Annotated in this window: 14 protein-coding genes; 9 read left to right on the top strand and 5 right to left on the bottom strand. The window is 63.2% G+C overall.

Annotated elements, in window-relative coordinates:
- Positions 1 to 53: 53 nt before the first annotated feature.
- Complete coding sequence (locus AC2W7L_RS17835; RefSeq protein ID WP_486005527.1) at positions 54 to 929, bottom strand: LysR family transcriptional regulator; 876 nt, start codon at positions 927 to 929, stop codon at positions 54 to 56.
- 139 nt (positions 930 to 1,068) lie between these two features.
- Here AC2W7L_RS17835 and AC2W7L_RS17830 point away from each other — a divergent pair, with 139 nt between their 5' ends.
- The 6 genes from AC2W7L_RS17830 to AC2W7L_RS17805 all read left to right on the top strand — a co-directional run bounded on the left by AC2W7L_RS17830 (position 1,069) and on the right by AC2W7L_RS17805 (position 5,538).
- Positions 1,069 to 2,067, top strand: coding sequence for a Bug family tripartite tricarboxylate transporter substrate binding protein (locus AC2W7L_RS17830; protein ID WP_486005526.1), 999 nt, complete (start codon positions 1,069 to 1,071; stop codon positions 2,065 to 2,067).
- A 10-nt stretch (positions 2,068 to 2,077) separates the two neighbouring features.
- Positions 2,078 to 2,461 (top strand): hypothetical protein, encoded by a 384-nt coding sequence (locus tag AC2W7L_RS17825; protein WP_486005525.1) that lies wholly within the window; start codon positions 2,078 to 2,080, stop codon positions 2,459 to 2,461.
- Entirely contained in the window at positions 2,413 to 2,622 is a 210-nt protein-coding gene (locus AC2W7L_RS17820) for a tripartite tricarboxylate transporter TctB family protein (protein ID WP_486005524.1), read from the top strand. Before AC2W7L_RS17825 ends, AC2W7L_RS17820 begins: the two co-directional genes overlap by 49 nt.
- A 13-nt stretch (positions 2,623 to 2,635) precedes the next feature.
- Positions 2,636 to 4,150 carry a tripartite tricarboxylate transporter permease gene (locus AC2W7L_RS17815; RefSeq protein ID WP_167193328.1) on the top strand — a complete coding sequence of 505 codons (1,515 nt, stop codon included), beginning with the start codon at positions 2,636 to 2,638 and terminating at the stop codon, positions 4,148 to 4,150.
- Positions 4,147 to 4,542 (top strand): universal stress protein, encoded by a 396-nt coding sequence (locus tag AC2W7L_RS17810; RefSeq protein WP_486005523.1) that lies wholly within the window; start codon positions 4,147 to 4,149, stop codon positions 4,540 to 4,542. Before AC2W7L_RS17815 ends, AC2W7L_RS17810 begins: the two co-directional genes overlap by 4 nt.
- A 336-nt stretch (positions 4,543 to 4,878) precedes the next feature.
- Positions 4,879 to 5,538 carry an NAD(P)-dependent oxidoreductase gene (locus AC2W7L_RS17805; RefSeq protein WP_486005522.1) on the top strand — a complete coding sequence of 220 codons (660 nt, stop codon included), beginning with the start codon at positions 4,879 to 4,881 and terminating at the stop codon, positions 5,536 to 5,538.
- A gap of 147 nt (positions 5,539 to 5,685) precedes the next feature.
- Here AC2W7L_RS17805 and AC2W7L_RS17800 read toward each other — a convergent pair whose 3' ends face one another.
- The 4 genes from AC2W7L_RS17800 to AC2W7L_RS17785 are packed head-to-tail and all read right to left on the bottom strand — an operon-like array spanning position 5,686 to position 9,457.
- A complete protein-coding gene (locus AC2W7L_RS17800; RefSeq protein ID WP_082819228.1) occupies positions 5,686 to 7,005 on the bottom strand; it encodes an Nramp family divalent metal transporter in 1,320 nt (439 codons plus the stop codon).
- 32 nt (positions 7,006 to 7,037) lie between these two features.
- Positions 7,038 to 7,772: an enolase C-terminal domain-like protein gene (locus AC2W7L_RS17795; RefSeq protein ID WP_486005521.1), complete on the bottom strand. Its 735-nt coding sequence runs from the start codon at positions 7,770 to 7,772 to the stop codon at positions 7,038 to 7,040.
- Complete coding sequence (locus AC2W7L_RS17790; protein ID WP_486005520.1) at positions 7,769 to 8,317, bottom strand: enolase-like domain-containing protein; 549 nt, start codon at positions 8,315 to 8,317, stop codon at positions 7,769 to 7,771. Before AC2W7L_RS17790 ends, AC2W7L_RS17795 begins: the two co-directional genes overlap by 4 nt.
- Positions 8,318 to 8,332: 15 nt before the next feature.
- Positions 8,333 to 9,457 carry an L-talarate/galactarate dehydratase gene (locus AC2W7L_RS17785; protein ID WP_370037442.1) on the bottom strand — a complete coding sequence of 375 codons (1,125 nt, stop codon included), beginning with the start codon at positions 9,455 to 9,457 and terminating at the stop codon, positions 8,333 to 8,335.
- A gap of 218 nt (positions 9,458 to 9,675) precedes the next feature.
- Here AC2W7L_RS17785 and AC2W7L_RS17780 point away from each other — a divergent pair, with 218 nt between their 5' ends.
- From AC2W7L_RS17780 to AC2W7L_RS17770, 3 genes are read left to right on the top strand one after another with little or no spacing between them, the layout of a single operon-like run.
- On the top strand, positions 9,676 to 10,623 hold the full coding sequence (locus AC2W7L_RS17780; RefSeq protein ID WP_486005519.1) for a 5-dehydro-4-deoxyglucarate dehydratase: 948 nt from the start codon (positions 9,676 to 9,678) through the stop codon (positions 10,621 to 10,623).
- Positions 10,624 to 10,628: 5 nt separating this feature from the next.
- Positions 10,629 to 12,260 carry an aldehyde dehydrogenase (NADP(+)) gene (locus AC2W7L_RS17775; protein WP_486005518.1) on the top strand — a complete coding sequence of 544 codons (1,632 nt, stop codon included), beginning with the start codon at positions 10,629 to 10,631 and terminating at the stop codon, positions 12,258 to 12,260.
- An 11-nt stretch (positions 12,261 to 12,271) separates the two neighbouring features.
- On the top strand, positions 12,272 to 13,612 hold the full coding sequence (locus AC2W7L_RS17770) for an enolase C-terminal domain-like protein (RefSeq protein ID WP_486005517.1): 1,341 nt from the start codon (positions 12,272 to 12,274) through the stop codon (positions 13,610 to 13,612).
- Positions 13,613 to 13,708 lie beyond the last annotated feature (96 nt).

The following is a 13,708-nucleotide window of genomic DNA, read 5'->3' as shown; positions in this document are numbered from 1 at the left end:
GACGGCGGCCCAGCAACCTCGCGCGAGGTATCTGGGCCGCCGTCAGGTAGTAATTAGGAGCGGAGGAGGGAGATGACCTGCTGCAGGGCGGGGTTCTTCGACTGGGTGTTCCACATCGCCTTGAGTTCGACGATCTCCTCGGGCAGATCCTCAAAAGGCCGGAAATGGACTCCGGGCACACTGACGAGCGATGCCGATTCCGGGACGAAGGCCAGTCCGTGGTTGTCGGCGACGAGGTTGATCATCGTCAGCACTTGACTGATCGAATGCTTCACCATGTGGTGGTCGATCGGGAAGTGACGAATGATGAGGTCGTAGAAGGACGTCGCCTTCGTCGCCGAATGCATGATCAGCGGTTCCCCGGTGACATCGTCTTTGCGCAGCGGCCGATCCAACTCCATCAGGCGATGGCCGTCTGGGATCGCGAGAAGCAGTCGTTCGGCCAGCAGCAGTTCCGAGTTGATGAAGCTGGGCGTCGTGTCCGACCGGCCGAGACCGAGGTCGATACGGCCCTCCGCAAGATTCTCCAATTGTTCGCCGGTGACCATCTCATGGAGGTCGAGATCGACTCCGGGGAAGTTCTCCTCGATGGCCGTGACCAGACTGCCGAGGATTCCGAAGCCGCTGGCGGCGGTGAAGCCGATGCTCAGTCGTCCCCACTGTCCCGACGCGATACGACGAGCATCCTGCGGTGCCCTGTCGGCCATGGCCAACAGCACTTGAGCGTTGTCGAGAAATGCCTCTCCTGCGGCGGTGAGAGTGACGCGTTTGTTGTCTCTCTCAAGCAGGTCGACTCCGACGAATCGTTCCAGCTTCTGGATCTGCCGACTCAACGGTGGTTGCGTCATCGAGAGGGCCTCGGCCGCTTTGCCGAAATGCAGGTGTTCGGCGACCGCGACGAAACACCGAACCTGGTCCAATGTGTACATGGAACGACAATACCTTTCGAGCATTACTTCATGCAGATATCATCATAGACAATATTATTGACGCTTCTTAGGCTCATTCCGACGTGCTCAACAGATACGCAGTGGTATCGAATGAGCTGGAAAAGGAGTGGACTAGAAAATGCAGAACATCTCCAAACGAGTTGTCGGGCCGCTGGCCCTCGGCTCTGTGGTGGCCCTGGCTCTCTCCGCATGTGGTGGCAACGTCGCCGCAGGTGGTGGCGGTGAAGAGGACTATCCGACGAAGGAAGTCTCCATCACTGTCGGAGCGGCGGCAGGAGGTTCCACGGACCTCATCGCCCGTGCGTTGGCCGACGGTGCTTCGTCCGACCTCGGGCAGGCCATGCCGGTGATCAATAAGCCCGGCGCCAACGGCACACTGGCGGCCAAGGAAGTCCAGGCGGCCAAGCCGGACGGCTACAACCTCGCAACTCTCAACGCTTCGCTCATTACGATCACGCCGCTGGCCGTCGGTGAAGACGAAGCTGTGAGCATCGACGACTTCGAGGTCATCACCGGTGTCTCGCAGGATGACTACGTCATGGTCGCCAACCCTGATGCCGGTGTGAAGTCCGTCGATGACATCAAGAAGAGCGACAAGAAGCTCTCATTCGGCACGGCGGGCGTCGGTACCGGCTCGCAGCTGGCGCAGAGCCTTCTGCTGGCGCAGATCGACACCGACTTCAAGGAGGTTCCGTTCGACTCCGGGGCACCCGCTGTGACTGCGACTCTCGGAAACCAGGTGAATGTCTCGACGGTCCAGCTTGGTGAGGCGAAACCGCACATCGACGCCGGCAAGCTCGTGCCGATCATGGTCTTCTCCGAGGAGCGGAACAAATTCCTCAAGGACGTTCCGACGGCTACAGAAGAAGGCTATGACATCCCGGTCTCCCAGTATCGGGCAGTAGTGGCACCGAAGGACACCCCGGACGCCGTCGTGGAACGTCTCGACAAGTCGTTCAAGGCCACCTTCGAAACGGACGCCTACAAGGAGTTCAACGAGAAGAACCTGCTGACGCCGAAGGAGATCCCCGGCGACGAGGTGGCCGCCGAATGGGCAGACCTGGCAGACCGCTACAAGAAACTGGTTGACGAATATGACATCGACCTCTCAGACTGATCGGCTGACCGTGGACACGTCCGATAGCAGTGACGCCCGGTCAGACATTCAGGCCGTAGGTGATGACGCAGAGACCCCCGAGGAGCTCCTCGCGCTGTGGGAGGAAGAGGCTCCGGAACCCGCCGGAGGGATCGCCAACCTCGTTGCCTGCGTCCTGACTCTGGTCTTCGGCATCGCCGGAATGGTGCTGTCGGTGAACCTCTCCCTCGGCAGTCTGACTGATCCGGCTCCGGGCTTCTTCCCCTTCGTCGTCTCGCTGATCACAACAGTCCTCTCGGCGGCCAGATCGTACTGGGCCGCCGGGGCGGCGACGGTGAGAAGTTCAGCCGCTACTCGGTCACGGTCGTGTGGGGAGTCATCAGTCTCCTCGTGTTCGTCGCCGTGCTTCCCCTGATCGGATTCGAGATTCCCGCGCTTCTTCTGTCCTTCGTCTGGATGAAGTGGCTGGGCGGAGAATCCTGGCGATCGGCAATCCTCTACTCGGTCCTGACCGTCGTAGTCTTCTATCTCATCTTCGTCGTGGCACTCCGCACCCAGCTGCCGCATCTCTTCTGAGGAGGACGAACACATGGACATATTCACTCCAGTCCTCGAAGGGTTCGGCACCGTCCTCGAACCCGGAAACCTTCTGTACTGTTTCATCGGCGTCCTCGTCGGCATGCTCATCGGTGTGCTTCCCGGACTCGGACCTGCCGCGACAATGGCCATCCTTCTGCCGATGACCTTCGGTATCGAACCGGTCACTGCCATCATCATGCTCGCCGGCATCTTCTACGGGGCACAATACGGCGGCACGATCACCTCGGTGCTGCTGCGACTGCCCGGTGAAGCCAGCGCTGTCGTCACTGTCTTCGATGGCTTTCAAATGGCCAAACAGGGACGTGCCGGAGCGGCCCTCGGAGTCGCCGCCATCGGTTCGTTCATCGGCGGTACCGCAGCTATCCTCGGGCTGACCTTCCTGGCGCCGCTGATCGCCGGTTTCGCGCTCGATTTCGGACCGCCTGAGTACGCAGCACTGTCGCTTCTCGGCGTCACCTTGGTTGCCACCATCAGTTCCGGCAACAAGGTCAAGGCGCTGATCGCCGCTTCCATCGGAGTGTTCCTTGCGATGGTCGGCCGCGATGTCTTCACCGGAACCGAACGGTTCACCTTCGACAACCTCAACCTCAGTGACGGCATCGACTTCGTGACCGTGGCCATGGGACTCTTCGGCCTCGGCGAGATCCTCTACAACCTCGAAGAACGCCACAAGGCGATGGCCACGCCGGAGAAGCCCAAGCGGGTGTGGCCGACGAAGGGCGAACTCAAACAGTCCGCCCCGGCGATCGGACGCGGCTCGATCCTGGGCTTCCTGCTGGGCATTCTTCCCGGTGGCGGCGCCACCATTTCCTCCTTGGCCGCCTACGGTGTGGAGAAGAAGGTCGCCAAGGATCCTTCGCGGTTCGGCAAGGGCGCCATCGAAGGCGTGGCCGGACCCGAATCCGCGAACAACGCCGCCGCGACCTCGTCCTTCATTCCGCTGCTGAGCCTCGGCATCCCTGCCAATGCCACCATGGCGCTGATGTTCGGTGCTCTTCTCATCCAGGGCATCACCCCAGGACCGCTCTTGGTCTCTGACGAACCCGAGCTCTTCTGGGGCGTCGTCAACTCGATGTACATCGGCAACATCCTGCTGCTCATCATGGCGATCCCGCTGATCGGCGTCTTCGTCAAGATCCTCAGCGTCCGACCGGCGATCCTCGCCCCGATCACCGTGCTCATCACATTGATCGGCGCCTATACGATCAAGAACTCGGTCTTCGACGTCGGACTCGTCGTTCTCTTCGGGATCATCGGGTACCTCATGAAGAAGACCGGATTCGAGCCGGGACCGCTCGTCCTGGCCTTCGTGCTGGCCGAACTGCTCGAATCGAGTGTGCGCCGTTCGCTCATCCTCTTCGAAGGCGACCTCGGCGGGGTATTCAGCCGCCCGATCACGGTCACTCTGCTCTTCGTGTTCCTGGTCGTCATCCTCCTGCCGATCATTCAGAAGATGCTCGGCAACGCCAAAGCCAAGTCAAAGAGCAAGGAGCTCGTGTCATGAGCATTCTGGTCGGATACGTTCCGTCCCCGACGGGAGAGGCCGCCGTCGACGCGGCCATCAAAGAGGCGAACTGGAGGGGAGTGAAGCTGCGGATCGCGAACTCACGCAAAACCGGCCCGCTCGTCGAAGGCACAGTGGCAGATGACGCTGACCTCGAAGCGGTGAAGTCCAGGGCGGAAGAAGCGGGAGTCGATGTCGAAGTGTTCACCCTTGCCCACGAGGATGACGTCGTCGACTCGCTGCTGGAAGCTGCGGACGCCTGGTCCGTCGACCTCGTCGTCATCGGAATGCGCAAGCGGTCGCAGGTCGGAAAGTTCATTATGGGCTCCTCCGCGCAACGGATTCTGCTGCAGGCGGACGTGCCCGTCATGGCCGTCAAAGTCAGCGGCTGAATAACTTCTCTCAAGGCCGGTACCAGCAACGTTGGTACCGGCCTTACGCCTGCGAGGCCCACAACTGTGCCAACCAACCGAATATGGAGCTGAAATGACTCTCAAAGTGGCAGTACTGCGACGTCGAATACCTACCTCGACAATGCGCTGCAATCAGCAGGTGCCGTCGTCACAGCGCTCGACGATGCCCAAGCACTGGTCTGGACGGGTTCGGACCAGACCGGCTTCCCTCAAGACCTGCCGAGCACTATCGAGTGGGTCCAGCTCAAATCGGCTGGCGTCAGGCCATGGATCGAATCAGGGCGGATCGATTCGCAGCGCACGTGGACATCAGCGGTGGGTGCGTACAGTGCCGATGTCGCCGAGCATGCAGTGGCTCTGCTCCTCGGCTGTCTGCGCCAATTCGCACTGCACGCTCGGGCAGGCTCCTGGTTGAAAGAACAGACCTGGGGCACAGTCCGCTCCTTGTGTGGGCGGACTGTTGCGATCGTCGGTGCCGGCTCCATAGGACGGTCGATGATTCCCCTGCTCACGGCACATGGGGCCACAGTGATCGCCATCAACCGTTCGGGTCGAGAAGTCTACGGCGCAGAGCGGACAGTGACCTCGCGAGAACTCGATGAAGCACTCGCGGCTGCCGATGACGCCATACTGGCAGGAGCGTCGACGGATGAGACGCAGCACCTCATCGGCGCAGAACAGCTGGCCGCGTTGGGTGCCGACCCACGAGACGGATCGCCCGGAGTGCTCGTCAACATCGCCAGGGGAGACCTCGTCGATACTGCAGCGCTGACCGATGCGCTGCGTCGTGGGATCATCGGCGGAGCAGGACTGGATGTCTTCGATCCCGAACCGCTGCCGTCCCAGGATCCGCTGTGGGGCATGGACAACGTGCTCATCACTCCGCATGTCGCCAATCCGCGGAATCGGATGCTGGAGAATTTGCGTGCCTCGTCGAGGAGAATCTGCGCAGATTCGCATCCGGGACGACGCTGAAAGCCGAGATCGATCTGAACCGCAGCTACTGAACCTGCGTCAGCGCGGTCACTTCGTCAGCGCCATCCAAGCGAACAGCAACAGCAGTTCGGCCTCGACATCGTCGAGACGATGTCGAGGCCGAACTGTTTATGCGCGTCATCGGGTCTAGAACCAGCCGATCACGACCTGGACCGTCACCCAGATCGTCAGCAGGGTGGTGAGTACGAGGATGATGTTCTCGAAGAGGTTCGCTTTATGCTCTCCGAAGTGACTCTTCTTATTCGCCAGGATGAGCAGACCGATCGCGACGAGCGGGACGACGACCGCCTGGAGTCCGGTGACGAAGACTGCCATCGTGACGAATCCGGGCATTCCGGGGAACGCCCAGATGATCGGAGAGACGAGGATGAAGAGGCTGAACCACTTGAAGGACGGGTCGTCTTCGAAGTGATCGCCGTAGCGTTCGCGCCTGGCAGGCACGATGATGTGCAAGCAGTCGACGATGATCTTCGGGAATCCGTTGGCGAAGCCGACGACGCTGCTGTAGAGGATCCCGAATGCGCCGAGGTAGAAGATGATTCCGCCGACGGCGCCGAGGTGGATCGTCAGCGCCTGCGAGATGTCGTCGAGGTTGGTCACCTGGATGCCGTTCGGGCGAAGGATCTCGGCACCGACGACCCAGATTGAGAGGCTGATGACGATCGCCGAGGAGATTCCGAACAGAATGTCGTTGCGCTGCAGCTTCTTGAAGCCGACCCCACGCCATCCCTTGTCGCGAACATAGTAGGGGTAGAGGAAGTTCGCCATCGAACCGGCGACCGCGCCGATGAGGGAGAGTGCCACGGCGAAGACGCCGATCGCCCCGGTATTGTCCGGGATGCCGAAGCCGATGGTGCCGCGGACGATCTCACCGACGTCGGGCACGCTGTAGATCGCGAGCCCGAGGAAGACGACGGTCATCATCGCCAGGAGCAGCTTCATGATGCTTTCGATCGTCTTGTAGACGTTTTTTCCGATGACGAAGATGCTGCCGACCACGAGGATGCACGACCACAGGAATGGGTCCCCGACTGTGAAGATGCTGGCCAGAGCCTCGCCGGCTCCGCGGACCATGTAGCCGTTGAGCAGGTGTCCGCTGATGACGGCGGCGATCCCGATCGCCCATGGATACCACCGGGCGACATCACGGTAGCCTTCGATGATGGACTGGTTCTTGAGGTTGAGGACCTGGTAGCGGCCCATGATGTTGACGATGACGAAGCGGATGAGCAGAGAGGCCGCAAGCAGCCACATGAGGTTGTATCCGTAGTTCGACCCCGACACCGAGGCAGTCACCAGGTCGCCCGCGCCCATCATGGCGAGGACGGCGATGATCCCGGGTCCGAATTCGCGGAGGCTCCCGAGGATTCCGCGCCGCTTCGGTCCGGTTGTGGGTGAACTGTCTGAGCTGACTGTGCTGGCAGCGTCGTTGCTATTCGCACTCATTGTGAGATGTGTCCTTTCGGCGGCCTCGGCTGTTACCAGCGTGGAGCCACGGCACTGTAGTCGGGGTTGAACTTCTGCATGTATCCCGTGTCGTCGCGATTTCTGATGCCGCAGTCGAGGTATCGCTGGTGCAGCTGAGCAAGTCGATCGCGATCCAATTCGACTCCGAGTCCGGGCCGCGTGGGCACCTCGACGCTGCCGCCCACGAAGCTGAACGGGTCGCCGACGATGACGTCGTCCTCTGGGTTCTTCCACGGCCAGTGCGTATCGCAGGCGTAATCGATGTTCTTCGTCGCTCCGGCCAAGTGCAGCATGGCTGCGAGACTGATGCCCAAGTGGGAATTCGAATGCATCGACAGTGACATTCCGAAAGTCTCGGCGATGCCGGCCAGCATCGTGGACCGGCGCAGACCGCCCCAGAAATGGTGGTCGGAGAGGATGACGTCGATGCTGCCTGCGGCCACGGCGTCCGGCAGCTGAGCGAATGCGACCACGCACATGTTCGTCGCCAGCGGCATCGATGCCTTGGAGCGGACTTCCGCCATGCCTTCGACGCCCGGCGTCGGATCCTCGAGGTATTCGAGAGTGGAGTCGAGGCGTTCGGCGATGCGAAGCGAGGTCTCGACCGTCCACGCCGCATTCGGGTCGATACGCAGGGGAACATCTGGGAAACGTTCCGCGAGAGCTTCGATCGCTGCTGCCTCCTCGTCCGGGTGGAAGACGCCACCCTTGAGCTTGAGCGCTGTGAACCCGTACTCGGCGATCATCTTCTCGGCCTGGCACACGATGCCCGCCGGTCGAGTGCCTCGCCCCACCTGTCATCGGGGTCTCCGGGGTGACCGGCCCACTTGTAGAACAGGTAGCCGCTGAAATCGACTCGATCGCGGACCCGGCCGCCGAGGAGGTCCGAGACCGGAACCCCGAGGATCTTTCCCTGCAGGTCGAGCAGCGCGACTTCGAACGGGGAGAAGACCCGGTCGAGGGTCGATGAATCGGTGATCATTCCGCTCATACCGTGGCCGCCGGCGGTGGAATCGTCGGCCATCGCCTCGTCGACGGCGGCCCGAGCTCGATTGGTGTCGAAGACGTCGGTGCCGTTGAGAGCGTCGGCGGCGAGTTGGAGACGGTTCTGATGGGCTTCATCGCCGTAGGTTTCGCCCAGGCCGTACATGCCCGAATCGGTGACGATCTCGATGATCGTGCGGATGGCGAAGGGTTCGTGGACTCCCACGGCGTTGAGCAGTGGGGGATCAGCGAAGGCGACGGGAGTGAGATTGATGTCGACGATGTGGGTGCGCTTGGCAGCAGACATGGTGGTCGGAATCCTTCAGCCGATTGTCACGGTGTCGACGGTCCAGGCCCGAGCCTGATCGCTCAGGGTGATGCCGAGTCCCGGGCGGTCGGGGACGATCATCCGACCGTCCTTGGTCTCGAGACGTTCGTTGAACAGCGGATCGAGCCAGTCGAAGTGCTCGACCCAGGTCTCGCGCGGGTAGCAGGCCGCGAGGTGGAGGTGGATCTCCATAGCGAAGTGCGGAGCGATATCGAGGCCCGCTTCATCGGCGAGGGTGAGCAGGCGCATGAACTGGGTGATTCCTCCGACTCGTGGGGCATCGGGCTGGACGATGTCGCAGGCCCGAGCGTCGATGAGTGCCCGATGCTCAGCCACCGAGCTGAGCATCTCACCAGTGGCGATGGGAGTGTCGAGGGTTCTCGTCAGGCGGGCATGGCCCTCGACGTCATAGGCATCCAGCGGCTCTTCGATCCACACCAGTCCGAGCTCGTCGAGGGTTCGGCCCATGCGCAGAGCCGTCGCTCGATCCCACTGCTGGTTTGCGTCGACCATGAGGGGAGCATCGCCGATGTGCTCGCGCACTGCGCTGACTCGGCGGAGATCTTCGGCGCTGTCGGGCAGGCCGACCTTGATCTTGATTCCGCCGATGCCATCTTCCAACGACTTCGATGCACGCTCCTTCACCTCGTCGATCGAGGCGTTGAGGAACCCGCCGGAGGTGTTGTAGGTGCGCACGGAATCGCGATGGCTGCCGAGGAACTTCGCGAGCGGCAGCTCTGCCCGCTTCGCCTTGAGATCGTAGAGTGCAACGTCGATCGCGGCGAGTGCCTGAGTGGCCAGGCCCGACCGTCCCACCGAAGCGCCGGCCCACAGCAGTTTCGTGTAGAGCTTGGCGATGTCATTGGGATCCTCGCCCAGGGCCGCCTCGGCGATCTCCTTCGCATGAGCGTACTGAGCGGGACCGCCTCCGCGCTTCGAATAGCTGAACCCGATCCCCGAATGTCCCTCGGTGGTGGTGATCTCGGCGAAGAGCATCGCCACTTCGGTCATCGGCTTCTGTCGACCCGTGAAGACCTTGGCATCGGAGATCGGCACCGCCAACGGCAATCGAATCGATGACAGGGTGATCGTCTTGATCGCGTCAGGGGTGTACGCCATTGAAGCTCCTCATTCGTGCCGATTCGGATGTGCACTCACCCAGTCATCGGCCGACGTCAGGTGAGTCAAGTGCCGAGTCAATAACATCGGTCTTTGCCACATCTGACCAATACCTTTAGTGCATGAGTCGATATCGTATGGGCCTTAGACAGGCATCATCGGGCGACCTAGAGTCGCTTCCGAATCACTCCATCGAAGTAGTCAGCAAAGGAACCACAATGGCTCAATTCTCCCCACAGGACCTGGCAGCTCACCTCAAGAACGGACTGCTGTCATTCCCTGCGACGGCGTTCAATTCAGACCTCAGCCTCGACGAGGCCGGCTACCGCAGCCACATCGAATGGCAGTCCAGCTACGACGTCGCCGGTCTCTTCGCCGCGGGCGGCACCGGTGAGGGATTCAGCCTCAGCCCCGACGAGGCAGCCCGCGTCGTCGAACTCGCCGTCGCCTCCTCGCGTCCCGAGGTTCCGGTCCTGGCCTCCGCGAGCGGTCCCACCGTCCAGGCCGTCCGCAACGTCCGCGATGCCGAAGCCGCAGGAGCTGAAGGCGTCCTCGTCCTCCCGCCCTACCTCACCGAATGCGACCAGGACGGTCTCTACGAACACGTCGCCGCGATCTGCGAAGCCACCAGCATCGGCGTCATCGTCTACAACCGCGCCAACGCCATCTACTCCGCCGACACCGTCGCCCGGCTCGCCGACAACCACGCGAACTTCATCGGGTTCAAGGACGCCATCGGCGACATCGAACACCTCACGAAGGTCTACGCGAAGAACGGCGACCGCCTCTTCTACCTCGGCGGACTGCCCACCGCCGAGACCTTCGCCCTGCCGCTGCTGCAGCTGGGCATGAGCACCTACTCCTCGGCGATGTTCAACTTCGTCCCCGAATTCGCCCTCGACTTCTACGCCGACGTCCGCGCCCAGAACCGCGAGGCCGTGACCAAGAAGCTCAACCGCTTCGTCCTGCCCTACCTCGACATCCGCGACCGCGGCAAGGGCTACGGAGTCTCCATCGTCAAGGGCGGGCTCAAAGCCATCGGCCGCGACGCCGGACCCGTGCGCCCACCGCTGCACAGCCTCAGCGACCAGGACGTCGCCGACCTCGCCGGCCTCATCGACGCAGCGAAGATCCGCCCCAACACCGAGATCAAGATCGGAGCCTGACACTCATGACCGCGCTCACTGGACTCCCCCTCATCGCCGGGGACCCGGTCACCGGCAACGGCGCCACCACCAACGCCGTCGACCCGAGCACCGGGCAGACCCTGACCCCCGACTACACGTTCCTCGACGAAGCACAGGTCGACGCCGCCGTCGATGCCGCTGCGCAGGCATTCGCCAGCTACCGGGCGACCACGCCGACCCAGCGCGCCGCTTTCCTCGAGACGATCGCGGACAACATCGAAGCCGTGCGCGAAGCGATCGTCGACCGTGCCATGTCCGAGACCGGGCTGCCCTCGGCACGGCTGACCGGTGAAGTCGGCCGTACCGTCGGACAGCTGCGACTCTTCGCCGAGGTGGTCCGGACCGGGAACTTCCACGCCTCCCGCATCGACCCCGCCCAGCCGGACCGTACCCCGGCACCGCGGCTGGACATCCGGCAGCGCAAGGTCCCCGTCGGCCCTGTCGTCGTCTTCGGCGCCAGCAACTTCCCGCTCGCCTTCTCCGTCGCCGGCGGTGACACCGCCTCCGCGCTCGCCGCCGGCTGCCCCGTCGTCGTCAAAGCCCACAACGCCCATCCCGGAACCGGGGAGATCGTCGGCCGGGCCATCGCCGAGGCGGTCACCGCCAACGGTCTGCACCCCGGAGTGTTCTCCCTCGTCTTCGGACCGGGATCCTCGGTCGGCCAGCGGCTCGTCGCCGATTCCCGGGTCGCCGCCGTCGGCTTCACCGGATCCCGGTCCGGTGGACTGGCCCTGCAGTCGACCGCGCAGGCCCGGAAGGTCCCCATTCCCGTCTATGCGGAGATGAGCTCGGTCAACCCGGTCATCCTGCTCGACGGTGCGCTGGCAGGTGACGGGGCACGCGTCGTGGCCGAACAGTTCATCACCTCGCTGACCGGTTCGAGCGGACAGCTGTGCACTGCACCCGGGCTCGTGCTGGTCCCGACCGGTGCCGACGGAGATGCCTTCGCCGAGGCGGTCGGGCAGCTGATCGCCCAGCAGACCGGGCAGACCATGCTCACTCCTTCGATCGCCGAGGCGTTCGACCGCGGCGTGACCGCGCTCAGTTCACAGGACGACGTGTCCACGGTGGGTACGGGAACCGTGGGGGAGGGCCAGAACGCCCCCGCCCCGGTCGTCTTCACCGCCACCTCGGCGGCCGTGCGGGAGAACGAGGTGCTCAGTGAGGAGATCTTCGGAGCCGCCTCGGTGCTGGTCCGCTATGACGGAATCGATGATCTGCTCGACACCCTCACCGGGATCGAAGGCCAGCTGACGACGACGATCCATGCCACCGACGCCGACACCGAGGCGGCCGGACGGCTGCTGCCCGTCCTCGAGGACCTGAGCGGTCGGATCCTGTTCAACGGATGGCCCACCGGGGTGGAGGTCGGACACGCTATGGTTCATGGTGGACCGTTCCCGGCCACCTCTGCACCGGGCACGACGTCGGTGGGGTCGCTTGCCATCGATCGATTCCTCCGCCCCGTCGCCTACCAGTCGGTGCCGGTTGGACTGCTGCCCGAACCGATCGCCGACGACAATCCGTGGTCGGTCGTGCAGATGGTCGACGGTGTGGTGACGACTCCGGACCAGGCTGGAGCCGTCCTCAGCGGGACGGGTGCGGCCGGATCATGAGGGGAACGTCGATGACGATACAGACGCAGTTCGCCACCCCGACCATCGCATCGGTGCGGGTCGTGCCGGTCGCAGGCCGCGACTCGATGCTGCTCAACCTCTCCGGTGCACATGGGCCCTACTTCACCCGCAATATCGTCCTCATCACCGACAGCGATGGTCGGACGGGGCTCGGTGAAGTGCCCGGCGGCGAGAACATCAAGGCCGCCATCGAAGAGGCCGGGCGTGAACTCGCCGGGCGCCGGGTGGCTCAGGTCAATCGGATCGTCTCCGAGCTGCACCAGCGATTCGCTGCCGTCGACGCCGGTGGGCGGGGCAATCAGACCTTCGACCTGCGGGTGGGCGTCCATGCCACGGCCGCTATCGAATCGGCGCTGCTCGACCTGCACGGTCAGTTCCTCGGCCTGCCGGTGGCGGACCTGTTGGCCGCCGGGCAACAGCGTGACGCTGTGCCGATGCTCGGCTACCTCTTCTATGTCGGCAATCCCGATGCCACCGATCTCGACTACCTGCGCGAACCTGACGCGGACGGGTGGGATCGTCTGCGCCGGGAGGAGGCGCTGACCCCGTCAGCAGTCGTTGAATTGGCGAGGGCCGCCTCGGCGAAATACGGATTCAAGGACTTCAAACTCAAGGGCGGAGTGCTCGCCGGCGAGGCCGAGGTCGAGACCGTCACGGCGCTGGCTCGTGAGTTTCCCGACGCACGGATCACCCTCGACCCGAACGGCGGTTGGCTGCTCGACGATGCCATCGAATACGGCAAGGCGATGAACGGCGTCGTCGCCTATGCGGAGGACCCTGTCGGTCCCGAGGGTCGGTTCTCCGGTCGGGAGACCATGGCGGAATTCCGCCGAGCCACGGGCCTGCGGACGGCGACGAACATGATCGCCACCGATTGGCGGGAGATGGCGCACGCGATCCGGACCAACGCCGTGGACATTCCGCTTGCTGACCCGCACTTCTGGACGATGTCCGGCTCCCACCGGGTCTCGCAGCTGTGCCACGATTTCGGGCTGACGTGGGGCTCGCACTCGAACAATCACTTCGACGTGTCACTGGCGATGTTCACACATGTCGGAGCGGCAGCACCCGGCGAGATCACGGCGCTCGACACGCACTGGATCTGGCAGGACGGCCAGGAGCTGACGACGAATCCGCTGAAGATCGTCGACGGCGAGATTCAGGTGCCTAAGGCGCCGGGACTCGGCGTGACCATCGACGAGGACCGATTGGCCGAAGCGCACGAACTCTACGTCGAACACGGCTTGGGTTCGCGCGACGATTCGGTTGCCATGCAGTACCTGGTCCCCGGCTGGACCTTCGACGCCAAGACGCCCTGCCTAGTGAGGTAATTACTACGTGACGGCGCAGCAACTCGCGCGAGTGCTGGCGCCGTAGGTAGCAAGTAGGAGGGAGACATGATTGTAGGCGGAGGGATTGGTCGGGGG

The organism is Brevibacterium sp. LAARM3_SD1 (assembly GCF_057364765.1).
Note: the sequence above shows the minus strand (reverse complement) of the source record. Positions and strands in the feature narration are given on the sequence as shown.